This window comes from Mycobacterium bourgelatii, from assembly GCF_010723575.1.
Classification (GTDB): domain Bacteria; phylum Actinomycetota; class Actinomycetes; order Mycobacteriales; family Mycobacteriaceae; genus Mycobacterium; species Mycobacterium bourgelatii.
The window spans coordinates 464,631-489,175 of record NZ_BLKZ01000001.1; the positions used below are offsets into that span (position 1 = coordinate 464,631).

Genomic DNA, 24,545 nt, shown 5'->3' on the forward strand with positions numbered 1-24,545 from the left:
GTCGGCAAACCTGAGGCATGGGCGAACGTCAGGCAACGGACATCAACGACACTACTTGGGTTTGGCTCCGAGGAAAGCCCAGCCGGTGTGGTGCGCGATGAAGTCGCGGGCGATGTAGAGCACGCCGACGATGATCACGGTGAGCACCAGCGCATAGATCAGCCAGGCGAGCGCGGTGAGCGCGGGGTTCTTCTGGGGTGCCGCGCCGTTGGACCTGATGTCGCCGGCACCGGCGGCTTGCAACCGCACCCCCAGCGCGAACAGTCCCGGTAACGCTGCCCCGGCCAGCAGGCTGAAGATGAGGATCTTGACCGTCGCTGCATAGTTGAACCAGTCGCTCATGAGGGGTTCCCCGCGCTGAGAATGGGGTCTTCGTTGCTCACCATGGGCGGGCGCGGCGGCAGGGGCGGGGGCGGGGCCGACGGGGGCGGTCCCGAGCCGTTGGAACTGTCGAGCCCGGCCGTCAGGTTGCCTTCCCAAGCTGCGTTGACGTTGTTGTGGTCGACCTTGATCTTGCGGGACCGCAGGTAGATGGCTGCGGATACGGCGATCAGCGACGAGAAGCCGACGATCGCTCCCGGGTAGCCGCCGATGAGGTGCACGGTCCAGTAGGTGACGGCGCCGACCAACCCGGACAGCGGAAGCGTGACCAGCCATGCGGTGGCCATCCGGCCGGCCACACCCCAGCGCACCTCCGCCCCGGGCTTGCCCACGCCGCTGCCCAGGACCGAGCCAGTGCAGACCTGTGTGGTCGACAGCGCGTAACCGAAATGGGCGGACAGCAGAATGACCGCGGCCGAGGAGGACTCGGCTGCCATGCCCTGGGGTGGGTGGATCTCCACCAGCCCTTTGCCCAGGGTGCGGATGATGCGCCAGCCGCCCAGATAGGTGCCGGCGGCCATGGCGACGGCGCAGCTCACGACGACCCAGAGCGGCGGCATGCTGGAGGAGCGGCTGACCGCGCCGTAGGACATGAGCGCCAAAAAAATGACGCCCATCGTCTTCTGGGCGTCATTGGTCCCGTGCGCCAGGGATACCAGCGAGGCGGAGCCAATTTGGCCGCGCCGGAAGCCGGCCGAGGTACGCCCCTCTGGAACGCCGCGCGTGATCCGATAGACCAGCCAGGTGGCCGCCGCGCCGACGAGGACGGCCAGGAATGCGGCGATGACGGCCGGGATGATCACCTTGGATACCACGCCGTGCCAGATCACCCCGCGCACACCGACGGCGGCGATCGTCGCTCCGACGATGCCACCGATCAGCGCATGCGAGGAACTGGACGGGATTCCCAGCAGCCAGGTGAGCAGGTTCCAGACGATGCCGCCGACCAACCCGGCGAACACCAACTCCAGCGTCACCAGGTCGGCGTCGATCAGACCCTTGGCGATGGTGGCGGCCACGGCGGTGGACAAAAACGCGCCGATCAGGTTCAAGACCGCGGACAAAGTGACGGCCGCCTTCGGTGCGAGCGCGCCGCTGGCAATGGAGGTCGCCATGGCGTTACCGGTGTCGTGGAAACCGTTGGTGAAGTCAAAAGCGAGCGCCGTGATCACGACGATGATCAAGAGGAACAGCTCGATGCTCACAGGCCCTGATTCTTGCGGTCGTCGCATTCCCTTGTCGAATGACGAAATACGGGAAGTGCAGGAATATTTCGAGTGGTCGCCTGATGTTAGCTAACCGTTAACCTTCGGTTTGTCGGGCCGGATTCCTGGTGTCGCGGCGTAGCGGGTGATCGGGGGGAACCTCGACGAAAATCAGGGTGATGCCGTCCGGGTCGATGACGTGCATCTCGTGCAGACCCCACGGTTCGCGTCGTGCCTCGCGGGCGATCGGTACCCCGCGGCTGCGCAACTCGGCCTCCGTGGCGTTGATGTCGCGCACCTGCAGCCACAGCGCGCCGGGGAAGGGCCCTCGAGAATGGTCAGGTTCGCCGTATCCGGCGAGTTCAAGCAGCGACTGGCCGGCGAAGAACACGGTGCCGGCGCCGTAGTCCCGGGCGATCGCCAGCCCGATCTCGTCGCGGTAGAAGCTCAACGACCGCTGATAATTCGCCGGCCGAAGGAGCATTCGGCTGGCCAGGATCTCCATCCAACGTGTCTATCACGATTGGCCGGTGTCGTCGCCGCGCCTGCCCATCAGTGCGTCGACCCAACGCGGGCCCAGGGTGTTCAGCGCCTTGGCCGCCAGCGCGATCCTCGGTGCGATCCGAACCGGTCGGGTGCGGGCGGCCGTCACCATCCACTCGCCGGCTTCTTCCGACGTCAGCGCCGGCAATCCCTCGTAGGCCTTGGTCGGCGCGATCATCGGCGTGGCCACCAATGGGTAGTACAGCGTCGTCGAGTGCACGCCCTTGCGGCCCCACTCGGTTTCGATGATCCGGCTCACCGCGGTCAGGGCGGCCTTCGAGGCGTTGTACACCGAGAACAACGGCGACGCCTCCGACAAGACGCCCCAGGTCGACACGTTGATGATGTGGCCGTCGCCGCGTTCGATCATCCCCGGCGCCAGCCCGCGGATCAGCCGCAGCGGCGCGTAGTAGTTCAGCGTCATCGTCCGCTCGACGTCGTGCCAGCGTTCCAGCGACTCGGCCAGGGGTCGGCGGATGGACCGACCGGCGTTGTTGATCAGGATGTCCACCCCGCCGATGCGTTCCTCGACGTCGGCGACCAGCGCATCGATGGCGTCCATGTCCGAGAGGTCGCAGGGGAGCGACATCGCCGTGCCGCCCGAGGTGGTGATGCGGTCGGCGAGCTCGTCCAGCAGATCCTTGCGACGGGCGACCGCGACCACCGTGGCGCCCTCGCGGGCCAACAGTTCCGCCCCGGCCGCGCCGATACCGGTCGAGGCTCCGGTCAGCAGGATGCGCTTTCCCTCGAGGTCGATGGGCTTGATCAGGGGCCGGTTGATCAGCAGCTGAGGGTAAGCCGGGGGCCGCATGCTGGCCAGCGTGATCTGTTCGCTCAGCCGGCGAAACGGGCTCTTGCTCGCGTTCTTACTCACGACCGGAGTCTAGGAGCGGCCGTCTTGTGCCCGGCGTCACGCTGTCCCCGGCCCGCTTTAGAAGTAGCGCGGGAACGGGCTCCAGTCCGGGGGGCGCTTCTGCAGGAAGGCGTCCCGGCCCTCGACGGCCTCGTCGGTCATGTAGGCCAGCCGGGTGGCCTCGCCGGCGAACAGCTGCTGGCCCACCAGCCCGTCGTCAAGCAGGTTGAAGGCGAACTTCAGCATCCGTTGCGCCTGAGGTGATTTGGCGTTGATTTCGGCCGCCCACTGGATGCCCACCGCTTCCAATTCGGCGTGGTCGACAACTTCGTTGACCGCGCCCATCTGGTGCATCTGTTCGGCGGTGTACGGGCGACCCAGGAAGAAGATCTCGCGGGCGAACTTCTGGCCGACCTGGCGGGCCAGGTACGCGCTGCCATAACCGCCGTCGAAGCTGCCGACGTCGGCGTCGGTCTGCTTGAACCGGGCGTGCTCACGGCTGGCCAGGGTGAGGTCGCACACCACGTGCAGGCTGTGCCCGCCCCCGGCCGCCCAGCCGTTGACCAGGCAGATGACCACCTTGGGCATGAACCGAATCAGCCGCTGCACCTCGAGGATGTGCAGTCGCCCGGCGCGGGCAACGTCGACGGTGTCCGCCGTTTCGCCGCTGGCGTACTGGTACCCGCTGCGCCCACGGATGCGTTGGTCGCCGCCGGAGCAGAACGCCCACCCGCCGTCCTTCGGCGACGGCCCGTTGCCGGTCAGCAGGACCACACCCACGTCCGACGACATCCGCGCGTGATCGAGCACCCGGTACAACTCGTCCACGGTGTGGGGCCGAAACGCGTTACGCACCTCGGGGCGGTCGAACGCCACCCGCACCGTGTCGTCGGTGACGTGCCGGTGGTAGGTGATGTCGGTAAGGTCGTCGAAGCCGTCGACGAGCTTCCACTGCTTTGCGTCAAATGGGTTGTCGCTCAAGGATCCTCACACTCCGTTGGCTGTCTGAATTACACCGGGTCGAAGCGGAACACGGCGCAACGTCCGGCTAGGGCCTCGAATTCCTCGGGTCGCCCCTCTTTGACGAGTCCGGAACGTTTCATGAACCCGACACCGGTAGGTACCTCGGTGGGGAAGGCCCGCAGTAGTGGCTTGGCCTCTTCGGGCGACAACTCCACCATCCGAACCCGTTCCTGCGTACGCCCCCGCTGCAGCGTGACTTCGCCTGCGGCTCTTACGTTTTTCACCCAGTCCGCGCCGGGGAAGCCGCCCACCACGTAGCGCTGGCCATCGACCGTCATCGGGGTTATCGGGGTCGAGCGCGGCACTCCGGATTTGCGGCCGGGCACGGTCAGCACGACCGGGCTCTCGCCGCCGAAGCGCAAACCCAGCTTCGACATCTGGATGAAGATCTTGTTCGCCGGCTTCAGCCACCATGGCGGTTTGACGCGTTCAGCCATGCTTGCCACAGTAGTGGGCCTTCGCGGCCGCGCCGCGGCCCCGGTGACTGCCGAACGTCACGCCAGAGTGGCTGTCGGCTGCGAGCGCCACGCTGGCGTGACGCTCGGCGGCGCAACCTAGCCGACCGCGCGGCCGACGCCCTCCCAGAAGCGGGCGCGCACGGCCTTCTTGTCCGGCTTGCCCAACCCGGTCAGCGGCAGCGAGTCAACCACCACCACCTGCTTGGGTGATTGCACCGAGCCCTTGCGTTCCTTGACCGCCGCCTGGATCTCCGACGTCATGGTCGCGATCGCCGCCTCGTCACGGGCCGCGTCGGCGCGCAGCACCACCACGGCGGTGACCGCCTCGCCCCATTTGTCGTCGGGTGTGCCGACGACGCAGACCTGCGCGACGGCCGGGTGCTCGGCGATGACGTCCTCGACTTCGCGGGGGAATACGTTGAAGCCGCCGGTCACGATCATGTCTTTGACCCGGTCGACGATGTAGTAAAAGCCGTCCTCGTCCTCGCGAGCCATGTCGCCGGTGTGCAGCCAGCCGTCCCGGAACGTCTTAGCGGTCTCCTCGGGCAGGTTCCAATACCCGCCGGCCAAAAGCGGCCCGCTGACACAGATCTCACCCGGCTCGCCCAACGGCACCGGTTGACCGTCCTCGCCCAGCAGCGCGACCTTTGCGAACAGCGTCGGGCGGCCGCACGAGGTCAGCCGCTTCTCGTCGTGGTCCTTCTTGGCAAGGTAGGTGATCGCCATCGGCGCCTCGGACTGTCCGTAGCACTGGGCGAAGATCGGGCCGAACCGCCGGATCGCCTCGGCCAGCCGCACCGGGTTTATCGCGGACGCCCCGTAGTAGACGGTCTCCAGCGACGACAAGTCGCGGGTGTGCGAGTCCGGGTGGTCCAGCAACGCGTAGAGAATCGACGGCACCACAAAAGTGGCCGTAATGCGCTTCTCCTCAATGGTTTTCAGGACTTCGGCCGGGTCGAACTTGGGCAGCACATACATTTCGCCGCCCTTGACCAGGGTGGGCGTGAAGTAGGCGGCGCCGGCGTGGGACAGCGGCGTGATCATCAGGAACCGCGGGTTCTCCGGCCATTCCCACTCGGCGAGCTGGATCTGGGTCATGGTGGCGATGTTCCCGGTGGTGCCGATCACGCCCTTGGGCTTGCCCGTCGTGCCGCCGGTGTACGTCAGGCCGCCAATGTGGTCCGGCGGCAGATCGGCGACCACCAGCGGCGTCGGCTCGTACTTGGCCGCCTCGGCGGACAAATCGACCGCAACGCCGCGCAACGCCTCGGGGACCGGCCCGATGGTCAGGATCTGCTTGAGCGAGTCCACCTTCTCCAGCAACCCCAGCGCCCGCTCGACGAACATCGGGTTGGGGTCGATGATCAGCGCGCTGGCACCGGCGTCGGAGAGCACGTAGGCGTGGTCGTCCAGCGAGCCCAGCGGGTGCAGGGCCGTACGCCGATAGCCTTGGGTCTGGCTGGCGCCCAAGATCATCAACACCTCGGGGCGGTTCAACGACAACAGCCCGACCGTGGCGCCGGTGCCGGCGTTCAATGCCTCGAAGGCCTGCACGTACTGGCTGATCCGCTCGGCCAGCTGTCCGCCGGTCAGCGTGGTGTCGCCGAGGTGCAGCACCGGCCGGTTCTTGTGGCGCTTGAGCGCGCCCGCCAGCAGGTGGCCGTTGTGGGTGGGATTGCGCAGCAGATCGACACTCATATGGTCAGACTAGAACGTGTTGCAATTCTGGTCAGCCGCGCCCTTGCGTACGCCCTCGGCAATACGCCTAACTGCGGCGACCCCCCTCGTGTGGCTTCACCGCCCGCGCGATCACCGCTAGACCTGATCGCAGTGACGGGGCCCGTTTCGATCCGCCTGCATCACCCACGCGATTAGTGTTACTGCACATGGCCGCCGCGGACCTCGTCATCACCGGAACCGTCCTGACCGTCGATGAAACGAGGCCCACGGCCGAGGCGCTCGCGGTCGCCGGCGGCCGGGTCATCGCCGTCGGCGACCGGTCCGACATCGCCCAGCATGTAGGCCCGAAAACCGAGTCCGTCGACATCGGCGACGGCTGTGTCATGCCGGGTTTCGTTGAGGCACACGGACATCCGCTGATGGAGGCGATCGCGCTGTCCGACCGGCTGGTGGATATCCGGCCGGTCACCGTGCGCAACCCGGACGACGTGGTGGACGCAATCCGCCGCGAGGTCGCACGTCGCGGACCGACCGGCGCATACCTCAACGGCTGGGACGCGCTGCTGCAGCCCGGTCTGCCGGAACCGACGCTGAGCTGGCTCGACGACATCGCGCCGGACGGCCCGTTGGTGATCATCCACAACTCCGGACACAAGGCCTACTTCAATTCGGCGGCCGCAGCGCGCGGCGGCCTGAACCGAGACACCCCCGATCCCAAAGGTGCCAAGTACGGTCGCGACGTCAACGGCGAACTCGACGGAACCGCCGAAGAGATCGGCGCGGTGTTCCCGCTGCTGGCCGGTGCCATCACGCCGGCCGACTACCCGGACATGCTGCGCGCCGAATGCGCTCGGCTCAACCGCGCCGGCCTGACTACCTGTTCGGAGATGGCGTTCGATCCCAACTTCAAGCCGCTGGTAGCGGGATTGCACGACGAGCTCACCGTCCGGTTGCGCACCTACGAGATCTCCAATGCCCGCATGGCCACCGACGCCAGCCCGGGCGAGGGCGACGACATGCTGCGCCAGGTCGGCATCAAGATCTGGGTGGACGGTTCGCCGTGGATCGGCAACATCGCGCTGTCGTTTCCGTACCTGGACACACCCGCCACCCGCAGCGCCGGCATCCAGCCCGGCTCCTGCGGCTGTGCCAACTACACCCGCGAGCAGTTGACCGAAATCGTGGGCGCCTACTTCCCGAAGGGCTGGCCGATCGCCTGCCACGTCCAGGGCGACGCGGGCGTCGACACCATCCTCGACGTGTATGACGAAGTGCTGCAACAACATCCGCGTGACGACCACCGGCTCAGGCTGGAACACGTGGGCGCCATCCGTCCCGAGCAACTGCGGCGAGCCGTCGAACTCGGCGTCACCTGCAGCATCTTCGTCGACCAGATTCACTACTGGGGCGACATCATCGTGGACGGCCTGTTCGGCCCGGAGCGCGGCTCACGCTGGATGCCCGCCGGCTCCGCGGTCGCGGCCGGCATGCGCATCTCGCTGCACAACGACCCGCCGGTGACGCCGGAAGAGCCGCTGCGCAATATCAGCGTCGCCGCCACCCGGGTGGCACCGAGCGGCAGGGTGCTCGCACCCGAGGAGCGGTTGACGGTCGAACAGGCCATCCGTGCGCAAACCATCGACGCCGCCTGGCAGCTGTTCAGCGACGACATCGTCGGCTCGCTGGAGGTCGGCAAGTACGCCGACCTGGTGGTGCTCTCGGCGGATCCGCGGACGGTCCCGCCGGAGGAGATCGCAGACCTCGAGGTGCGCGCCACGTATCTGGCGGGCCGCCAGGTCTACGGGCGGTGACCAGGCAGTGACGTCGGCAACCGCCCCCACGCTGGCGGACCTGCTGGACAGCCTGCACGTCGTGGCGCTGCCCATGCGGGTCCGGTTCCGCGGCATCACCATCCGGGAGCTGGCCCTGATCGAGGGTCCCGCCGGCTGGGGTGAGTTCGGTGCGTTCGTCGAGTACGAGCCACCCGAGGCCGCGCACTGGCTGGCTTCGGGAATACAGGCCGCCTACGGTGAGCCGCCGCCGGTGCGGCGTGACCGCGTCCCCATCAACGCGACGGTGCCGGCCGTCCCCGCCGCCGACGTGCCCGAAGTACTGGCGAGGTTTCCCGGTGCCCGCACCGCCAAGGTGAAGGTCGCCGAGTCGGGGCAGAGCCTGGACGACGACGTCGACCGGGTCAACGCCGTACGTGAACTGGTCGACACCGTGCGGGTGGACGCCAACGGCGGATGGACCGTCGACGAGGCTACGCGGGCGGCCGACGCGCTGACGGCCGACGGTCCACTCGAGTACCTCGAACAGCCCTGCGCCACCGTCGCCGAACTCGCCGAGCTGCGCCGTCGGACCAGCGTTGCGATTGCCGCCGACGAGAGCATTCGCAAGGCGCAGGACCCGTTGGCCGTGGTGCGTGCCGGTGCCGCGGACATCGCGGTGCTCAAAGTTGCTCCGCTGGGTGGCATTTCGGCCCTGCTCAAGATCGCAGAGCAGATCGACATCCCGATCGTGGTGTCCAGCGCGCTGGATTCGGCGGTCGGGATCGGCACCGGGCTCGCCGCCGCGGCGGCTCTACCCGAGCTGCGCCATGCCTGCGGGCTGGGCACCGGCGGCCTGTTCGTCGAGGACGTGGCGGAGCCCTCGCCACCCGTCGACGGCTACCTTCGGGTGCGGCCGATTACCCCGGATCCGGAGCGATTGCGGACGCTGAGCGCGCCCGCGGACCGAAGGCAGTGGTGGATCGAACGGGTAAAGGCGTGCTACCCGCTGCTGTACCGTCGAACGGGTGATCAATCTGGCTTACGACGACAAAGGGACCGGTGACCCGGTCCTTTTCATTGCCGGTCGTGGCGGCGCCGGACGCACCTGGCACCCCCATCAGGTTCCGGCTTTCCTGGCGGCCGGCTACCGATGCATCACGTTCGACAACCGGGGCATCGGCGCGACCGAGAACGCCGAGGGTTTCACGACGCAAACCATGGTGGCCGACACCGCCGCGCTGATCGAATCGCTCGGCATCGCGCCGGTGCGCATCGTCTCGGTGTCGATGGGGTCGTTCATCGCCCAGGAACTCATGGTGGTGCGGCCCGAGCTGGTCAGCTCCGCGGTATTGATGGCCACCCGGGGCCGGCTGGACCGAGCTCGCCAGTTCTTCCAAGAGGCCGAGGCGGACCTCGATGCCGCGAAGATCGAACTGCCCGCCTCGTATGTCGCGAAAAACCGTCTGTTGGAGAACTTTTCGCGCAAGACCCTGAACGACGACGCGGCCATCGCGGACTGGATCGCGATGTTCAGCATGTGGCCGATCAAACAGACCCCAGGGTTGCGCTGCCAGCTTGATGTCGCACCGCAGACCAACCGCTTGCCGGCCTATCGCAACATCGCGGCGCCGGTGCTGGTGCTGGGCTTCTCCGACGACGTCGTCACGCCGCCGTACCTGGGCCGCGAGGTCGCCGACGCGTTGCCCCACGGACGCTATCTGCAGATCCCCGATGCGGGCCATCTCGGATTCTTCGAGCGGCCCGACGCCGTCAACGCCGCGGCGTTGAAGTTCTTTGCCAGCGTCAAGGTCTGACTCAACTGCTGGGGCCCATGGGGCCGGTGTTGCTCAGGGTTACTCACTAACCGGCCTGGCCGGCGATTGTGACACCCTGTAGTAGTGAACCCGTCGACGACACAGGCCCGCGTCGTTGTTGACGAACTGATTCGTGGTGGCGTCCGGGACGTGGTGCTGTGCCCCGGTTCGCGTAACGCGCCGCTCGCGTTTGCGCTGCAAGACGCCGACCGGGCGGGCCGCATCCGGTTGCACGTTCGCATCGACGAGCGCACCGCGGGCTATCTGGCCATCGGACTGGCGATCGCTGCCCACGCGCCGGTGTGTGTGGCGATGACGTCGGGCACCGCGGTGGCCAACTTGGGTCCCGCGGTGGTGGAGGCCAACTACGCGCGGGTGCCGCTGATCGTGTTGTCGGCCAACCGGCCGTACGAATTGCTGGGCACCGGCGCCAACCAGACCATGGAGCAACTGGGCTATTTCGGGTCGCAAGTCCGGGCCACGATCAGCCTGGGCTTGGCCGAGGACGCGCCCGAGAAGCTGGCCGGTTTCAACGCGACCTGGCGTTCGGCCACCTGCCGAGTCTTGGTGGCCGCCACGGGTTCTCGCACCGCGAACGCGGGTCCGGTACATTTCGACATCCCGTTGCGGGAACCGCTGGTACCCGACACGGAGCCGCTCGGTGCCGCCATTCCGCAGGGACGGCCGGACGGCAGGCCCTGGACGTACACCCCACCGGTGACCTTTGACCAGCCGCTGGAGATCGACCTGTCGCCCGACACCGTCGTCATCGCCGGGCACGGCGCGGGCGTGCACCCCAACCTGGCGGACTTGCCCACCGTCGCCGAACCCACGGCACCGGCCTACTCGAACAATCCGCTGCACCCGCTGGCGCTGCCGCTGCTGCGTCCCCAACAGGTGATCATGCTGGGCCGTCCGACCCTGCACCGGCCGGTTTCGGCGCTGCTGGCCGATCCCAACGTGCCGGTCTACGCGTTGACGACCGGGCCGCGCTGGCCGGACGTCTCGGGCAACTCGCAGGCCACCGGCACCCGGGCCGTCACCACCGGCTCGCCCAGCCCCGCGTGGCTGCGCCGATGCGCGGAGGTGAATCGCCACGCGCTGGCTGCCGTACACGAGCAGCTCGCCGCGCATCCGTTGACCACGGGGCTGCACGTTGCCGCGGCCGTCGCCGCCGCGCTGCGGCCCGGTGACCAGCTGGTTCTAGGGGCCTCCAACCCGGTCCGGGACGCTGCGCTGGTCGGCCTCGACGCGCACGGCATAAAGGTGCGGTCGAATCGCGGGGTCGCCGGTATCGACGGCACCGTGTCGACCGCGATCGGAGCGGCGCTGGCTCACGAACGTGCGGGCGAGGAGGGTGGCCGCACCATTGCGCTGATCGGCGACCTGACGTTCGTCCACGACAGTTCGGGGTTGCTGATCGGGCCCACCGAACCGACACCGCGAGACTTGACGATCGTGGTGTCCAACGACAACGGCGGTGGCATCTTCGAACTGCTCGAGCAGGGCGACCCCCGGTTCTCGGACGTATCGTCGCGGGTCTTCGGCACCCCACACGACGTCGACGTGGGGGCGCTGTGTCGCGCCTACCACGTGGAAAGCCGGCAGATCGAAGTCGACGACCTGCACGCCGCCCTGGACGAACCGGCCGCCGGCCTGCGCGTGTTGGAGGTCAAGGCGGACCGGTCTTCGCTGCGACAGCTGCACGCCGCCATCAAGGCTGCCCTGTGAGGGTTCCCAGCGCGGTGAAGTGGCCAAAGCGGCTGCTGCGCATCTTGATTCACGGCACCAGTGAGCAGCTTCCGCAGACCCGGGCCAGGACCGTGGTGCGCTGGGTGCGGATCGGCGTGCTGGTCGTGGTCACCGTGGTCACCTTGCAGTCGGTGCTGCTGGTGGCCGGAGCGTGGCGCAACGACCTGGCCATCAGCCGCAACATGGGCGTCGCGCAGGCCGAGGTCCTCAGCGCTGGGCCGCGGCGCTCGACCATCGAGTTCGTCACGCCGGAGCGGGTGACCTATCGCCCGGAGCTCGGCGTGCTGTACCCGTCCGAGCTGGCCACCGGCATGCGAATCTACGTCGAATACAACAAGCGGGACCCCAACCTGGTCCGGGTGCAGCACCGAAACGCCGGTCTGGCGATCATTCCAGCGGGCTCGATTGCCGTGGTGGCCTGGCTGATCGGCGGGATCGTTCTGATCGGCCTGGCGCTGCTCGATCGTCGGCTGGGAAAAACCGCGGACCAGCCGCACGAGCACTAGATTTTCGCGACCCGTACGCCCCCGTACGTCCACCGGCAACCTTAGGGACAGTCCGTCCTGACACGGTGGTCTTGTGCGCGTTGTCATCGTCGCCGAGTCGTTCCTGCCGAACGTCAATGGTGTGAGCAACTCGGTGATTCGGGTGCTCGAGCACCTGCGCCGTACCGGCCACGAAGCGCTCGTCATCGCCCCGGATAACCCGCCCGGGCAACCACGGGCCGAGCACCTGTATGACGGTCGTCGCGTGCACCGCACGCCGTCGCGGATGTTGCCGAAGGTGACCACCCTTCCGTTGGGCGTGCCCACCCCCGGACTCGTCCGGGTGATGCGCGGGTTCGATCCCGACGTCGTGCACCTGGCCTCCCCGGCGCTGCTCGGATTCGGCGGGTTGCTGGCCGCGCGTCGTCTCGGCGTACCGACCGTTGCCGTGTACCAAACCGACGTACCGGGTTTCGCGGCCAGCTACGGCGTTCCCATGGCCACGCGGGCCGCGTGGGGCTGGTTTCGCCGCTTGCACAGCCGCGCCGACCGCACCCTGGTGCCCTCAACGGCGACAATGGAAGCGCTAGCCGCACAGGGCTTTCCACGGCTGTACCGATGGGCGCGTGGCGTCGATCTGGTGCGGTACGCACCCTCGGCGCGCGACGAGGCGCTGCGGCGGCAGTGGTCCCCGGACGGCAAACCGATCGTCGGTTTCGTCGGCCGGCTGGCGCCGGAAAAGCACGTCGAGCGGCTCGCCGTGCTGGCGGACCGCGGCGCGGTGCGGCTGGTCATCGTCGGCGACGGGGTCGACCGGCGCAAGCTGCAATCGGCAATGCCCACAGCGCTTTTCGCGGGCGCACTGTATGGCGACGAGCTCGCCAGGGCGTACGCCAGCATGGACGTTTTCGTGCATCCCGGCGAACACGAAACGTTCTGTCAGGCCGTGCAGGAAGCGCTGGCGTCGGGGCTGCCGGTCATCGCCCCCGACGCCGGCGGCCCGCGCGATCTGGTCACCCCGCGGCGCACCGGACTGCTGTTGCCGGTTGGCGAATTCGAAGCGAGACTGCCCGCCGCCGTCGACCACTTGATCGACGAGCGCAACCGCTACTCGCCGGCCGCGCGCAAGAGCGTGCTCGGCCGCGGTTGGCCGGTCATTTGCGACGAGCTGCTCGGCCACTACGAGGCGGTGCTGTCGCGTCCCGGGCGAGCCGGGATGTTCAGGCGATACGCGTAAGCGCCTACCCCTGCGCTAGTTCGGCAACCGACTGCCACTGCTCCCAGGTGGCTAACCGACTCTCGTAGTCAGCCTTGGCGATCCCAAGTGGAGCAGCGCCGAAGAAGACCCGCAACGGCGGTTCTTCGGCGTCGACGACCTTCAGCAGCGCCGCTGCCGACGCCACCGGGTTGCCTGGGCTGGCCCACCGTTGGCGGCGCCATTCGTCCTGATTGGCATGCACTTCTGCGTACGCGGGCAGGCGCTCGGCGCGTCGGGACGACGAACCGCCCCAGTCGGTGTCGAATCCGCCCGGCTCGATCAACGTGACATGCACGCCGAATGACGTGACCTCTTGCGCCAGCGCCTGCGAGAAACCCTCCAGCGCCCACTTGGAGGCGTGGTAGATGCCGACGTCGGGGAACGCGGTGATACCGCCGATCGAGGACACCTGAATGATGTGTCCGCTGCGCTGCTCGCGCAGATACGGCAGGGCCGCCTGCGTGATCCACAGCGCCCCAAAGACGTTCGTCTCGATCTGGTCGCGCGCGTCCTGCTCCGACAGTTCCTCGATGAACCCGAACTGCCCGTAGCCGGCGTTGTTGACGACGATGTCCAACCGTCCGAAGTGGTCATGGGCCTGCTTGACGGCCGCGAAGTCCGCCTCGCGATCGGTGACGTCCAACGTGATGGGCAACAGGTTGTCGCCGTAGCGGTCAGCCAGGTCATCGAGTGTGGCGGTGTTGCGTGCGGTGGCGGCGACCTTGTCACCGCGTTCGAGCGCCGCTTTCGTCCACTCGCGTCCGAAGCCGCGGGATGTGCCGGTGATAAACCAAACTTTTTCAGTCACGCATTGGTGCAACGCAGGGGCCGACGCCTCATTCCCATTCGGGAGCGCCCGTTCGGTAGCGTCGTCGAGGTGAATCGCGCGGCACTGGACAAGAACCCCAAAGACGTCGCGTCAATGTTCGACGGCGTCGCCCGCCGCTATGACATCACCAACACCGTGCTGTCGCTGGGCCAGGACCGTTATTGGCGGCGAGCCACCCGCTCGGCGCTGCAGCTCGCGCCAAGCCACAAGGTGCTGGATTTGGCGGCAGGCACCGCGGTGTCGACGGTCGAACTGGCGAAGTCCGGGGCGTGGTGCGTGGCGGCCGATTTCTCGGTCGGCATGCTCGCCGCCGGCGGCGCGCGCAAGGTGCCCAAGGTCGCCGGTGACGCCACCCGACTGCCGTTTGCCGACGAGGTCTTCGACGCGGTCACCATCAGTTTCGGGCTGCGCAACGTCGTCGACACCGACGCGGCGCTGCGCGAAATGGCGCGGGTGACCCGTCCCGGCGGTCGGCTGGTGGTGTGCGAATTCTCCACGCCCACAAACGGATTGTTTGCGACCGTCTACAAGGAGTACCTGATGCGGGGGCTGCCGGCAGTGGCGCGCGCGGTGTCCAGCAATCCCGAGGCCTACGTGTATCTGGCGGAGTCGATCAGGGCCTGGCCCGACCAGGAGGCGCTGGCGCACCAGATCTCGCGTGCCGGCTGGTCAGCCGTGCGGTGGCGCAACCTCACCGGCGGCATAGTGGCCTTGCACGCGGGGTACAAGCCGCGGCCGGTAACCCGGGCAGCATCCCGGGCAGCGCGGGGCTAGACTCCCGCGCGCTGTACGAAGCCGACGTTCTCGGGGCAGTAGTGATCGATGCCCGCGCCGAGGAACTGGAACGCCTGTCCCTGGGTGGTGCCCAGTGGGAGGTTTCGCTGCAGGAACGTGGCGGACTTGTACGCGTCGGTGTCCACGCCCTTTTCGATCCGCTGGCAACTGATCTTGGCCAGCCAGGCGTTGTAGTCCTGTGGGCCGTAGATGCCGAAACCGTGCAACGTGTTGTTGAAGACCTGGTCGTAGTCGTCAGCCTGAGCGGGCGCGGCCAGGCCGATCGCGGCGACCGCCATAGCGGCGAACGCAGCCAGCCTAGTTCCCTTCATTAGCCAGACTATACACCTAGCCGCACCTCGGTAGCAGCGTCGGGAACGAGGGTTGGGGCGGGCGTTCAGCCCAGGTGGGCCGAGAGCAGCCATGCGCCGACCGACTTACGGCCACCGGGCTCGTCACGCGTAATGAAGGGCATGTTGGCCGGCGCCTCAGTCATTTCCGCCAATTCCGCCGGGATCTGCGCGTGGATGCGGGCGGGCCGGATTTCGTCGATCACCCAGTACTTGGCTACCACCTCGCGCAGTTCCTCCTCGGTGACCGCGAAGGGCGGAGTGCCCGTTGTCGACGCCCTGTCGAAGACCAGCACGTAGTAGCTGGCGCCCGGTGCCGCGGCCCGCACGATCGACTGCTGGTAGCCCTCGCGCAGCTCGACGGGCATCGAGTGGAACAGCGTCGAGTCGACGATGGTGTTGAATCGGCCGGCCGATCCGTCGGGGTAGGTGTTGAAGTCGCTGATGTCGGCCACCGCGAAGCCGGCGTTGGTGATGCCCCGCTTCGCCGCCTCGCGTTGGGCCAGCTTGATGGCGGTGGGGGAGGCGTCCAGGCCAACTGTGCTGTGGCCGCGGTCGGCCAGGGCCAGCGAAATGGCGCCCTCGCCGCAGCCGGCGTCCAGTACATCGCCGGTGAACTTGCCCTGCTCGATGAGGGCGGCGAGCTCCGGCTGCGGTTCGCCGAGGCTCCACGGAGGTCGGACACCCTCGCCCAGCTCGGATTCGCCGCGGTACACGGATTCGAAGTCGAAATCTGTTGATGAAGTCATGCCTTCAGGTATATCAACCAGCCTGATATATGTCAACGAACTTGATATGTGGTGGCCGCGGTCAGCTGAAGGGCGGCCTCCGGTCGATCAGGCGCGAGGCCCGGCCGCCGCTGCGCCAGACGCGGGCCACCCAGTCGGCGTCCTCGTCGGTCACCAGGTTGGCCATCACGCGCACCGCGATCGTCATCAGCTTTGTCGAGCGCATGGCGATCGGGCCGGTAGTGGGCAGGAAGCGCTGGAAGGTCAGCAGCAGCGCCAGTCGGCGCGCAACCGAGAACCCGCGGGCGTAGTGGTCCTGTAGCAGTGACGGCCAAATGTGCGAAAGATCACCCGCGTCGAGCAGCTCCGCGGCCAGCCGCCCCGTCTCCAGCCCGTAGTCGATGCCCTCGCCGTTGAGCGGATTGACGCAGGCCGCCGCGTCCCCGATGAGCATCCAGTTCGGGCCGGCCACCCCGGAAACGGCGCCGCCCATCGGCAGCAATGCCGACGCCACCGCCCTCGGTTGGCCGGTGAAGCCCCATTCGTCGCGGCGCAGGTCGGTGTAGTAGTTGATCAGCGGTTTTAGCGCCAGGTCGGCAGGTCGCTTGGTGGTCGACAGCGCGCCGACACCGATGTTCACCTCGCCGTCGCCCAGCGGGAAAATCCAGCCGTAGCCGGGCAGCACGGCGCCGTCGGGAGAACGCAGTTCCAGGTGTGATGTCAGCCAGGGGTCGTCGCCGTGGGTGGTGGTCAGGTATCCGCGTGCAGCGACGCCGTACACCGTCTCCTGGTGCCAGCGCCGGCCCAGCTTGCGGCCCAGCGAGGAGCGGGCACCGTCGGCGACGATCAGCTGCCGCAAGCTCACCTCGGTGCCGTCGGCCAGCACCAGCGATACCACTCGCCTCGACGAATCATGATGAACACCAACGGCTTTGGTTCCGAGTAGCATGCGGGCGCCGGAGTCCTCGGCGACCTTGCGAATCCTGTCGTCCAACTCGAGGCGGGCCACCGCGCTGCTGTATGCCGGAAACGACGGGCCCGGCCATTCGATCTCGACCTCGCCGCCGAACCCGCTCATCCTCAGGCCCCGGTGCCGGATGCGGCCGGCCAGCCAGTCGCCCAGTCCTAACCGTTCCATCTCCGCGATCGCGCGCGGCGTCAGCCCGTCGCCGCAAGCCTTGTCGCGGGGGAAGCCGGCCGAGTCGACGACCAGCACGTCCCGGCCCGCGCGGGCTGCCCACGCGGCTGCGGCCGACCCGGCTGGGCCGGCGCCCACGACTACGACGTCGGCGCTGAGCGCTTGTTTCTCCACGCCCACCAGTATGTTGGTCGAATGAAAACTCCGGCGACCGTGGTGGCAGGCGTTGACTTCGGCAACGCTGCGTTCGCTGAGTCCGTGCGCGGCGGTGTCGCCCAGATCGAGCGCCTGATGGACACGGAGCTACGCAGCGCCGACGCCGTGATGACCGACTCGTTGTTGCACTTGTTCATGGCCGGCGGTAAGCGGTTTCGCCCGTTGTTCACGGTGCTGTCCGCACACATCGGCCCCAACCCGGACTCGGGTGACGTGGTGATCGCCGGCGCGGTGGTCGAGATGATTCATCTGGCGACGCTGTATCACGACGACGTGATGGACGAGGCGGAGGTGCGTCGGGGAGCGCCGAGCGCCAACGCGCGCTGGGGCAACAACGTCGCGATTCTGGCCGGCGATTACCTGTTGGCGACGGCGTCGCGCCTGGTGTCGCGGCTGGGCCCGGTGGCGGTGCGAATCGTCGCCGACACGTTTGCCGAGCTGGTGACGGGACAAATGCGCGAGACGCGCGGGCTTCCGGATGGTGTCGATCCGATCGAGCAGTACCTGAAGGTGGTCCACGAGAAGACGGGCAGCCTGATCGGGGCCGCGGGGCGGTTTGGCGCCATGTTCTCCGGGGCCGACGAGGAGCAGATCGAACGGCTGAGCCGACTCGGCGCCATCGTGGGCACGGCGTTTCAGATCGCCGACGACATCATCGACATCGACAGCGAATCCGAGAAGTCGGGAAAGCTGCCGGGCACCGACATCCGTGAAGGGGTGCGCACGCTGCCGATGCTCTACGCATTGCGCGATACGGGGCCCGACGGTGATCGGCTGCGCGAATTGCTGGCCGGACCCGTCCACGACGATGCCGAGGTGCGAGAGGCGTTGACGCTGTTGCGGGCCTCGGAGGGCATGGCCAAGGCAAAAGACGTGCTGGCCGGGTATGCGGCGCAGGCGCGTCACGAGCTGGATTTGCTGCCCGACGTTCCTGGACGGGACGCACTTGGGGCCCTGGTCGACTACACGGTGAGCCGGCACGGATAAGCGTCGTATGGGGCGCCCTGGAACTTGCGGGGCTACTACGGGCGTTGTGTAAGCGAAAGTCAGCAAACCGTGTCGTAGGAGCTTGGTAGGAGCAGCGCAAAATGACCTGGCATCCCCATGCCAACAGGCTGAAGACCTTCGTGCTGTTGGTCGGAATGTCCGCGATGATCGTGTTCGTCGGTGCCTTGTTCGGCAAGACGGCGCTGATCTTGGCGTGCTTGTTCGCTATCGGAATCAACGCCTACACGTACTTCAACAGCGACAAGCTGGCCCTGCGAGCGATGCACGCCCAGCCGGTTATCGAGTTGCAGGCGCCGGCCATGTACCGGATCGTGCGTGAATTGGCTAACAGCGCGCACCAACCCATGCCCCGGCTGTACATCAGCGACACGAACGCGCCCAATGCGTTTGCCACTGGCCGTAACCCGCGCAACGCCGCGGTGTGTTGCACCACGGGCATCCTGCGCCTTCTCAACGAGCGGGAACTGCGTGCCGTGCTGGGGCACGAGTTGTCCCACGTCTATAACCGCGACATCCTGATCTCATGCGTGGCAGGGGCGCTGGCCTCGGTGATCACCGCGCTGGCAAACATGGCGTTTTTCTTCGGCGCGTTCGGTAACCGTGAAGGCGGCGCGAATCCATTTGCAATGCTGCTTGTTTCACTGCTCGGCCCGATCGCCGCGACGGTGGTGCGGTTAGCCGTGTCGCGGTCCCGCGAGTACCAGGCTGACGAGTCGGGTGCGGTGTTGACCGGTGACCCGCTGGCCTTGGCGTCGGCGTTGCGGAAGATCTCCGGTGGCGTGGAGATGGCGCCGTTGCCGCCCGAGCCGCAGTTGGCCAATCAGGCGCATCTGATGATCGCCAACCCGTTCCGCTCGGGAGAACGCATCGGTGCGATGTTCTCGACGCACCCGCCGATCGAAGACCGCATCCGTCGACTCGAGGCAATGGCGCGGGGCTAGTGCTGGGCGGTTGCCAGCGGCGGCACTAGCGGTCGACCCCAGCCGGAGCATATGGGTTGCTCTCGTTTTTGACGGCGCATGCGCTATCACTGCCGGAGTGAGCCGCTGGTGATGGCGCATGTGCTAGCGGATCTGGAGTCTGTCTGTATCCCCGGAGCGGGGGGCCGTGTTTGATCTTCTGTCGGGGGACATGTGTTGCTCTCGCTTTTGATGGCGGATGCGCTATCACTGCCGGTGTGAGCCGCTGGTGATGGCGCATGTGCTAGCGGATCTGGAGTCTGTCTATATCCCTGGAGCGAGGATTCGTGAGCGGCCGGCCGGTCGATCCCCAGGCCGAGCCCATGGGTGGCTTTCGAAGTTGCCGTCGCATCCGCTATCAACGCCGACGTGAACCGCTACACCTATCGCGCCGAGTGGTGCAACGTGCACGAGGAATACATCGCAGGCTGTGTCGAGATGCCCTACATGGTCCGCCGGGCCAAGACCGCGCCTGAAGCCATCGCCGCTCTCGTCGAAGCGGTCGACGAGAACGTCGAAGGTATGCAGCTGACCGGTGAGCAGGTCCCCCCGTCCCTATGCGAGCGCAACTTCAGCGGAAAAATCGTCGTCAGGACATCACGCGAACTGCACGCCCGCCTGGCTCTTGAAGCCGAAGAGCAGCGAATCTCCATGAACCAGTGGATAGTTCAGAAGCTGGCCACCCGTCAGTTAGACGGCGGCTTCAGGGCGTTCCCCTTTGACTAGCCAGCCAACGCCGCGCCCCGGGAGACCGGCCCCTAGAAACCCGCTCCGTGGATTTCGTGTCCGGGCACCTCGGCGATCAGGCCCTTGTAAGCCTCCTCCACCGTCGAGCCGTGATTGACCACCGCATCGACCTCGCGCGCGATCGGCATGTGCAGGCCGAACTCGTTGGCGAACTCCATGATCACGCTGGCGGCCTTCACGCCCTCGGCAACCTGGTTCATCGACGCGATGATCTCGTCGATCGGTTTGCCGGCGCCCAACTGTTCGCCGACATGGCGGTTACGGCTGCGTTGGCTGGTGCAGGTCACGATGAGGTCGCCCAGGCCCGCCAGGCCGGGGAAGGTTTCGGCCTTGCCGCCCACCGCCACGCCCAGCTTGGTCATCTCGCGCAACGCCCGCGCGATCACGAGTGCACGGGTGTTCTCGCCGATGCCCAACGAGTAGCCCATCCCGACGGCGATGGCGAACACGTTCTTTAGAGCGCCAGCCATCTCGACGCCAATGACGTCGTCGGTGGTGTACACACGGAACCTGCGCGTGCGGAACAGCGTCGCCAACCGGGTCGACAGATGCTGGTCGGGCATCGCCAACACCGCGGCGGCGGCGTAACCCTCCGCGACCTCGCGAGCGATGTTCGGCCCGGCCAGGATCCCGGCGGGATGCCCGGGCAGGATCTCCTCGACGATCTGCGACATCCGCATGTTGGTGCCCTGCTCGAGTCCCTTGACCAGAGACACCACCGGCACCCACGGCCGCAGTTCCGCGCTCAACTCGGTGAGCACTCCCCGAAAGCCGTGGGAAGGCACCCCCATGACGACAACGTCGGCGCAGTTGGCCGCCTCGGCGAAGTCCGTAGTGGCGCGCAGGCTTTCGCTGAGTACGACGTCCTCGCCGAGGTAACGGCTGTTGCGGTGGTTGTTGTTGATGTCGTCGGCCGTCTCTTGGGAACGCACCCACTGCAAGGTCGGTCCTCGGCGAGCGCAAATCGACGCGACGGTGGTGCCCCAGGAACCGCCGCCAAGCACAACGACCACGGGTTCGCGTTTCGCAACTGCCATGCGGTTCAGCCTAACCCCAGAGACCCCGCGGACTACCCGGCCAGGGCGGCCCGTTCGCTGACGCGACCAAACACCATGGCCTCATCGACGCGGTCGAATCGATAGTCGATCGCATCGGCGAAGTAGTTCTGCCGCACGTTCCAGGGCCTCTTGGTGCCCGACTTGGGCAGCGCGTGCAAATTACGCAACACGTATCCGGCCTGGATGTCCCAGGATGGCTTTTCGGCCATCGGCTCATCGCCGAGGTGCGGGTAGGCGTGGGTGTAGCCGTGAGCGGCCATGTGGGCCAACAACTTCGCCGTCGCGCGCGCGGTGATGTCGGCCCGCAACGTCCAAGAGGCGTTGGTGTAACCCACGCACCAGAACAGGTTGGGCACGTCTTCGAGCATGTGCGCCTTGTAGACGAAGCGATCGCGCGTATCGATCTCTACGCCGTCCAGGCTGACCTTGACCCCGCCCAGCGCCTGCAATTGCAGGCCGGTCGCGGTGACGATGATGTCCGCGTCGAGGTGCTTCCCGGACTTGAGCGCGATGCCGGTTTCGTCGAAATGGTCGATGTGGTCGGTGACGACGTCGGCGCGGCCCTCGGCGACCACGGTGTACAGGTCGGCGTCGGGGATCAGACACATCCGCTGGTCCCAAGGGTTGTAGCGCGGTTTGAAGTGGGTGTCGATGTCGTAGCCCGCGGGCAGGTTCTTGATCGCCACGCGTCGCAGTAACCACTTTATGAAGAGTGGGATCTTGCGGGACAAGAACCACAGAACCGCTTCGCCCAACGCGTTGTAGGTCCGGATAACCAGATGAGAAGCCTTGCGGGGCAATAATGTTCGGGCAACGGCGGCGACCTTGCTGTATTTCGACGCCGAAATCATGTAGGTCGGCGACCGCTGCAGCATGGTGACTTTCGCCGCGCGATCGGCCATCGCTGGAATGAGCGTGACCGCCGTGGCGCCGCTGCCGATCACCACGACCTTCTTGCCGGTGTAGTCCAGGTCCTCCGGCCAGTGCTGCGGGTGAATGACGGTGCCGCCGAACTCGTCGATGCCGGGAAACTCGGGGGTGTAGCCCTCGTCGTAGTTGTAGTAGCCGCTCCCGAAGAACACGAAGCGGCTGCGGTAAAGCTTTGTGCTGCCGTCCTCCTCACAGGTGATCGTCCAGGTGTCGGTGGACGAATCCCAGTTCGCCGAGCGCACGTAGCTGTTGAAGCGGATGTGACGGTCGATGCCGTACTTGTGGGCGGTGGTGGTCAGATACTCGCGGATGTGTTCGCCGTCGGCGACGCCTTCCTTGCGCGTCCACGGCTCAAAGGGAAAGGACAGCGTGAAGATGCTGCTGTCGGAGCGCACGCCGGGGTAGCGGAACAGGTCCCAGGTACCGCCGATCTGCGCCCGCCGCTCAAGGATCGTGTAGGTCAGGTTCGGGTTGCGCTCGGTGAGCCGGTACGCCGCACCGATGCCGGAAATTCCGGCGCCGACGATGACGACGTCGACGAAATCGGCTTCCGGACCAGCCTGGGGGGTCAATGTCATTGCGGAACCTCGCTTGAAAATGGCAACCGCCACCAGATTAGGCAGGCTCCATAAATACGTCGACGTGCAGGGGTGCGCATCGGTCGATCAGCCAGAGCTGGTCGGCGGGGCTGGCGAATATCCGCGCGTGGCTGGGGTCCTGAGCGAACGCGTCCGCGCACCGGTCGCCGAAGAACACGTACGCCTTGGCGTCGTTGCACATGCGCGACATCCAGACCAGCCCGTCCAGGCCCGCGTGATGAGCCGCTTCCGCCCACTTGACCGTGTCCCGATAGCTCGATGCCGGACTGGACGTGACGTCGCCGGCGGTCGCCTTGAGGCGTCGTAGTCCAGTGCCGTGCAGCACCGCCACCCGCACCTTCTTGGTCACCTCCAAACGGACGAGCACTTTGGTCGCGTACTGGTCATAGGGGAGGACGCCGCCTTCGACGGGGATGTCGTGCAGCAGCGTCTCGGCGATGGCGGCGTCCTCGGTTTCGGCGGCGTAGAGGATCGGGACCACCGGATCGCCGAAGAAACCGAACCTGGTGCGCGCGCCGATGCCCGGATTGAAGTCGGTGGCGGTGCGGGTGGCCGACAGCACGCGGTAGAGCAGATGACCGACGGGCAGGGTCGCGGTGGCCGGGTCGAAAGGGTCCGGAGGCTTTCTTACCAAGACACCGCCATGGCCTCCGAGGCCACCGCGACGACCCGGTCCGGGTCAGTGGCGAGATGGTCCACCGGGCGGTCGCCATCGAAGTAGGTGGTAGGTGAGCAGAGCCACTGCACCAGCCCGGCCTCCGACCAGCCGTTGGAATCGGCAACCTCACGCAGCCGGGCGATGACGGGCAGCGGCTTCCCGTCCGGGCCGAACTGGAACCCGGGGTAGGCGAGGTAGCTACCCTGACGGACGGCGAGCAGCGCGTTGTTGCGCCGTGCGGTGGTGGCCAGGTTGCGCGGTGCGCTGGAGCGCGAGCCCATCCGCTTGCCCGCTTCGGTGCTGGTCAGCATCCCGAATTCGGCCTCAATGCGGCCGTACAGGTTCTGTTCGGCCTGCACGGCCCGGGCGACGGCGGGTTCGGTGTACACCGTGACCGATGCCAGGGCGGCGCCCACGGCCTGTGCGCTTTCCCGCAGGCGCCGGTTCGCGGCATCCAGCTCGGCGACCGTCGGGGCCATGGTCATCTCCTACGTTCAGATCGTGCACTCAATTCTACCGCACGAACTGAACGTCAATTCGGCCCGCGAGCAGACATAAACTTGTACAAAATCGCGCGAAAACGTGCGAGTTTGCGTCTGCTCGCGAGGCCGCTGGGCTCAGCGGTAATTGACGAACTGCAGCGCCACGTCGAGGTCGGCGTTCTTCAGCAACGCCTGGACGGCCTGCAGGTCGTCACGCTTCTTGCTGGTGACGCGGACCTCGTCGCCCTGGATCTGGGTCTTGACGCTCTTGGGTCCCTCGTCGCGGATCAGCTTGGTGATCTTCTTGGCGTTCTCGCTGCTGATGCCCTGCTTGAGGGTGCCGACGACTTTGTACGTCTTGCCCGAGGCCTGCGGCTCGCCGGCGTCAAAGGCCTTCAGGGAGATGTCGCGGCGGATCAACTTTTCCTTGAACACGTCGACGGCTGCCTTGACCCGCTCCTCGGTGGAGGAGGTCAATTCGATGGCTTCGTCGCCCTTCCAGGCGATCTTGGTGTCGGTGCCGCGGAAGTCGAATCGGGTGGACAGTTCCTTGGCGGCTTGGTTGAGCGCGTTGTCGACTTCCTGCCGGTCGATCTTGCTGACGATGTCGAACGATGAGTCCGCCATTCGATGCCTCTTCCTCCTGTGGTGCTAGCCGTTTGTGAACTGTCTACCCGTTCGTTGTACCCTGCTAGGCGGCAGGTTGCCCGAGCGGCCAATGGGAGCGGACTGTAAATCCGTCGGCTAACGCCTACACAGGTTCGAATCCTGTACCTGCCACCAAACTTCAAAGGTGTACCCACCCCTGCGAGAGTCTGGGCCGCGAAAGCGGCCGGCGCTCATCC

Annotated in this window: 26 protein-coding genes and 1 tRNA gene; 11 read left to right on the forward strand and 16 right to left on the reverse strand. The window is 66.8% G+C overall.

The window, feature by feature from the left end; all coding sequences use genetic code 11:
• Positions 1–51: 51 nt before the first annotated feature.
• The 7 genes from G6N68_RS02075 to fadD8 form a co-directional block, all read right to left on the reverse strand.
• Positions 52–342, reverse strand: coding sequence for a hypothetical protein (locus tag G6N68_RS02075; RefSeq protein WP_163707212.1), 291 nt, complete (start codon positions 340–342; stop codon positions 52–54).
• On the reverse strand, positions 339–1,586 hold the full coding sequence (locus G6N68_RS02080; RefSeq protein WP_163707214.1) for an inorganic phosphate transporter: 1,248 nt from the start codon (positions 1,584–1,586) through the stop codon (positions 339–341). Before G6N68_RS02080 ends, G6N68_RS02075 begins: the two co-directional genes overlap by 4 nt.
• Positions 1,587–1,683: 97 nt before the next feature.
• Positions 1,684–2,091, reverse strand: a complete 408-nt coding sequence (locus G6N68_RS02085) for a VOC family protein (protein ID WP_163707217.1) — start codon at positions 2,089–2,091, stop codon at positions 1,684–1,686.
• Positions 2,092–2,103: 12 nt separating this feature from the next.
• Positions 2,104–3,003, reverse strand: a complete 900-nt coding sequence (locus G6N68_RS02090) for an SDR family oxidoreductase (RefSeq protein ID WP_163707220.1) — start codon at positions 3,001–3,003, stop codon at positions 2,104–2,106.
• A gap of 57 nt (positions 3,004–3,060) precedes the next feature.
• Positions 3,061–3,963 carry a 1,4-dihydroxy-2-naphthoyl-CoA synthase gene (locus G6N68_RS02095; RefSeq protein WP_163707223.1) on the reverse strand — a complete coding sequence of 301 codons (903 nt, stop codon included), beginning with the start codon at positions 3,961–3,963 and terminating at the stop codon, positions 3,061–3,063.
• Between the two features lie 29 nt (positions 3,964–3,992).
• Positions 3,993–4,442, reverse strand: coding sequence for a nitroreductase family deazaflavin-dependent oxidoreductase (locus G6N68_RS02100; protein ID WP_163707226.1), 450 nt, complete (start codon positions 4,440–4,442; stop codon positions 3,993–3,995).
• Between the two features lie 117 nt (positions 4,443–4,559).
• Positions 4,560–6,161, reverse strand: coding sequence for a fatty-acid--CoA ligase FadD8 (gene fadD8 / locus G6N68_RS02105; RefSeq protein ID WP_163707229.1), 1,602 nt, complete (start codon positions 6,159–6,161; stop codon positions 4,560–4,562).
• 188 nt (positions 6,162–6,349) lie between these two features.
• Between fadD8 and G6N68_RS02110 the strand changes: the two genes are divergently transcribed.
• From G6N68_RS02110 to G6N68_RS02135, 6 genes are all read left to right on the forward strand, one after another.
• Complete coding sequence (locus G6N68_RS02110; protein WP_163707232.1) at positions 6,350–7,954, forward strand: amidohydrolase; 1,605 nt, start codon at positions 6,350–6,352, stop codon at positions 7,952–7,954.
• A 7-nt stretch (positions 7,955–7,961) separates the two neighbouring features.
• A complete protein-coding gene (locus G6N68_RS02115) occupies positions 7,962–8,978 on the forward strand; it encodes an o-succinylbenzoate synthase (protein ID WP_263992118.1) in 1,017 nt (338 codons plus the stop codon).
• Positions 8,941–9,729, forward strand: a complete 789-nt coding sequence (locus G6N68_RS02120; RefSeq protein WP_163707233.1) for an alpha/beta fold hydrolase — start codon at positions 8,941–8,943, stop codon at positions 9,727–9,729. Before G6N68_RS02115 ends, G6N68_RS02120 begins: the two co-directional genes overlap by 38 nt.
• Before the next feature lie 84 nt (positions 9,730–9,813).
• Positions 9,814–11,460 carry a 2-succinyl-5-enolpyruvyl-6-hydroxy-3-cyclohexene-1-carboxylic-acid synthase gene (menD, locus tag G6N68_RS02125; protein ID WP_163707236.1) on the forward strand — a complete coding sequence of 549 codons (1,647 nt, stop codon included), beginning with the start codon at positions 9,814–9,816 and terminating at the stop codon, positions 11,458–11,460.
• 14 nt (positions 11,461–11,474) lie between these two features.
• Positions 11,475–11,987, forward strand: coding sequence for a DUF3592 domain-containing protein (locus G6N68_RS02130; RefSeq protein WP_163718039.1), 513 nt, complete (start codon positions 11,475–11,477; stop codon positions 11,985–11,987).
• A 73-nt stretch (positions 11,988–12,060) separates the two neighbouring features.
• Positions 12,061–13,203, forward strand: coding sequence for a glycosyltransferase family 4 protein (locus G6N68_RS02135; protein ID WP_163707239.1), 1,143 nt, complete (start codon positions 12,061–12,063; stop codon positions 13,201–13,203).
• 4 nt (positions 13,204–13,207) lie between these two features.
• On the opposite strand, the gene G6N68_RS02140 is transcribed toward G6N68_RS02135, so the two are convergent.
• Entirely contained in the window at positions 13,208–14,032 is an 825-nt protein-coding gene (locus G6N68_RS02140; protein ID WP_163707244.1) for an SDR family oxidoreductase, read from the reverse strand.
• A gap of 69 nt (positions 14,033–14,101) precedes the next feature.
• Between G6N68_RS02140 and G6N68_RS02145 the strand changes: the two genes are divergently transcribed.
• Positions 14,102–14,827 carry a demethylmenaquinone methyltransferase gene (locus tag G6N68_RS02145; RefSeq protein WP_163707247.1) on the forward strand — a complete coding sequence of 242 codons (726 nt, stop codon included), beginning with the start codon at positions 14,102–14,104 and terminating at the stop codon, positions 14,825–14,827.
• Here the strand turns inward: G6N68_RS02145 and G6N68_RS02150 are convergent.
• From G6N68_RS02150 to menJ, 3 genes are all read right to left on the reverse strand, one after another.
• Positions 14,824–15,159, reverse strand: coding sequence for a DUF732 domain-containing protein (locus G6N68_RS02150; protein ID WP_163707251.1), 336 nt, complete (start codon positions 15,157–15,159; stop codon positions 14,824–14,826). The genes G6N68_RS02145 and G6N68_RS02150 overlap by 4 nt on opposite strands.
• Positions 15,160–15,224: 65 nt before the next feature.
• Positions 15,225–15,926 carry a class I SAM-dependent methyltransferase gene (locus G6N68_RS02155; protein WP_163707254.1) on the reverse strand — a complete coding sequence of 234 codons (702 nt, stop codon included), beginning with the start codon at positions 15,924–15,926 and terminating at the stop codon, positions 15,225–15,227.
• A 61-nt stretch (positions 15,927–15,987) separates the two neighbouring features.
• Complete coding sequence (gene menJ / locus G6N68_RS02160) at positions 15,988–17,217, reverse strand: menaquinone reductase MenJ (RefSeq protein ID WP_240355332.1); 1,230 nt, start codon at positions 17,215–17,217, stop codon at positions 15,988–15,990.
• 21 nt (positions 17,218–17,238) lie between these two features.
• Between menJ and grcC1 the strand changes: the two genes are divergently transcribed.
• The 3 genes from grcC1 to G6N68_RS02175 all read left to right on the forward strand — a co-directional run bounded on the left by grcC1 (position 17,239) and on the right by G6N68_RS02175 (position 19,952).
• Positions 17,239–18,246 (forward strand): nonaprenyl/(2E,6E)-farnesyl/geranylgeranyl diphosphat synthase, encoded by a 1,008-nt coding sequence (grcC1, locus tag G6N68_RS02165; protein ID WP_163707256.1) that lies wholly within the window; start codon positions 17,239–17,241, stop codon positions 18,244–18,246.
• A 101-nt stretch (positions 18,247–18,347) separates the two neighbouring features.
• The gene (gene htpX / locus G6N68_RS02170) at positions 18,348–19,208 is read left to right on the forward strand and encodes a zinc metalloprotease HtpX (protein ID WP_163707259.1); all 861 of its coding nucleotides are present in this window, start codon (positions 18,348–18,350) and stop codon (positions 19,206–19,208) included.
• 345 nt (positions 19,209–19,553) lie between these two features.
• Entirely contained in the window at positions 19,554–19,952 is a 399-nt protein-coding gene (locus G6N68_RS02175) for a type II toxin-antitoxin system HicB family antitoxin (RefSeq protein ID WP_240355333.1), read from the forward strand.
• Between the two features lie 32 nt (positions 19,953–19,984).
• On the opposite strand, the gene G6N68_RS02180 is transcribed toward G6N68_RS02175, so the two are convergent.
• The 5 genes from G6N68_RS02180 to G6N68_RS02200 all read right to left on the reverse strand — a co-directional run bounded on the left by G6N68_RS02180 (position 19,985) and on the right by G6N68_RS02200 (position 24,327).
• Positions 19,985–21,010 carry an NAD(P)H-dependent glycerol-3-phosphate dehydrogenase gene (locus G6N68_RS02180; protein ID WP_163707263.1) on the reverse strand — a complete coding sequence of 342 codons (1,026 nt, stop codon included), beginning with the start codon at positions 21,008–21,010 and terminating at the stop codon, positions 19,985–19,987.
• Between the two features lie 32 nt (positions 21,011–21,042).
• Positions 21,043–22,539: a flavin-containing monooxygenase gene (locus G6N68_RS02185; RefSeq protein WP_163707266.1), complete on the reverse strand. Its 1,497-nt coding sequence runs from the start codon at positions 22,537–22,539 to the stop codon at positions 21,043–21,045.
• 37 nt (positions 22,540–22,576) lie between these two features.
• Complete coding sequence (locus G6N68_RS02190) at positions 22,577–23,194, reverse strand: RES family NAD+ phosphorylase (RefSeq protein ID WP_163707269.1); 618 nt, start codon at positions 23,192–23,194, stop codon at positions 22,577–22,579.
• Positions 23,188–23,697: a hypothetical protein gene (locus tag G6N68_RS02195; RefSeq protein WP_163707272.1), complete on the reverse strand. Its 510-nt coding sequence runs from the start codon at positions 23,695–23,697 to the stop codon at positions 23,188–23,190. The genes G6N68_RS02190 and G6N68_RS02195 overlap by 7 nt, the downstream gene beginning before the upstream one ends.
• A gap of 138 nt (positions 23,698–23,835) precedes the next feature.
• Positions 23,836–24,327, reverse strand: a complete 492-nt coding sequence (locus G6N68_RS02200; RefSeq protein ID WP_163707275.1) for a YajQ family cyclic di-GMP-binding protein — start codon at positions 24,325–24,327, stop codon at positions 23,836–23,838.
• A gap of 70 nt (positions 24,328–24,397) precedes the next feature.
• On the opposite strand from G6N68_RS02200, the gene G6N68_RS02205 reads away from it, so the two are divergent.
• Positions 24,398–24,483, forward strand: a tRNA-Tyr gene (locus G6N68_RS02205).
• The last annotated feature ends 62 nt before the right edge of the window (positions 24,484–24,545 follow it).

Bases quoted from the DNA above. Each gene is read 5' to 3' on its own strand.
- G6N68_RS02075 (WP_163707212.1), bottom strand. From the start codon at position 342: ATGAGCGACTGGTTCAACTATGCAGCGACGGTCAAGATCCTCATCTTC.
- G6N68_RS02085 (WP_163707217.1), bottom strand. From the start codon at position 2,091: ATGGAGATCCTGGCCAGCCGAATGCTCCTTCGGCCGGCGAATTATCAG.
- G6N68_RS02100 (WP_163707226.1), bottom strand. From the start codon at position 4,442: ATGGCTGAACGCGTCAAACCGCCATGGTGGCTGAAGCCGGCGAACAAG.
- fadD8 (WP_163707229.1), bottom strand. From the start codon at position 6,161: ATGAGTGTCGATCTGCTGCGCAATCCCACCCACAACGGCCACCTGCTG.
- G6N68_RS02110 (WP_163707232.1), top strand. From the start codon at position 6,350: ATGGCCGCCGCGGACCTCGTCATCACCGGAACCGTCCTGACCGTCGAT.
- G6N68_RS02150 (WP_163707251.1), bottom strand. From the start codon at position 15,159: ATGAAGGGAACTAGGCTGGCTGCGTTCGCCGCTATGGCGGTCGCCGCG.
- G6N68_RS02155 (WP_163707254.1), bottom strand. From the start codon at position 15,926: ATGACTTCATCAACAGATTTCGACTTCGAATCCGTGTACCGCGGCGAA.
- grcC1 (WP_163707256.1), top strand. From the start codon at position 17,239: ATGAAAACTCCGGCGACCGTGGTGGCAGGCGTTGACTTCGGCAACGCT.
- htpX (WP_163707259.1), top strand. From the start codon at position 18,348: ATGACCTGGCATCCCCATGCCAACAGGCTGAAGACCTTCGTGCTGTTG.
- G6N68_RS02180 (WP_163707263.1), bottom strand. From the start codon at position 21,010: ATGGCAGTTGCGAAACGCGAACCCGTGGTCGTTGTGCTTGGCGGCGGT.
- G6N68_RS02185 (WP_163707266.1), bottom strand. From the start codon at position 22,539: ATGACATTGACCCCCCAGGCTGGTCCGGAAGCCGATTTCGTCGACGTC.
- G6N68_RS02195 (WP_163707272.1), bottom strand. From the start codon at position 23,697: ATGGCCCCGACGGTCGCCGAGCTGGATGCCGCGAACCGGCGCCTGCGG.
- G6N68_RS02200 (WP_163707275.1), bottom strand. From the start codon at position 24,327: ATGGCGGACTCATCGTTCGACATCGTCAGCAAGATCGACCGGCAGGAA.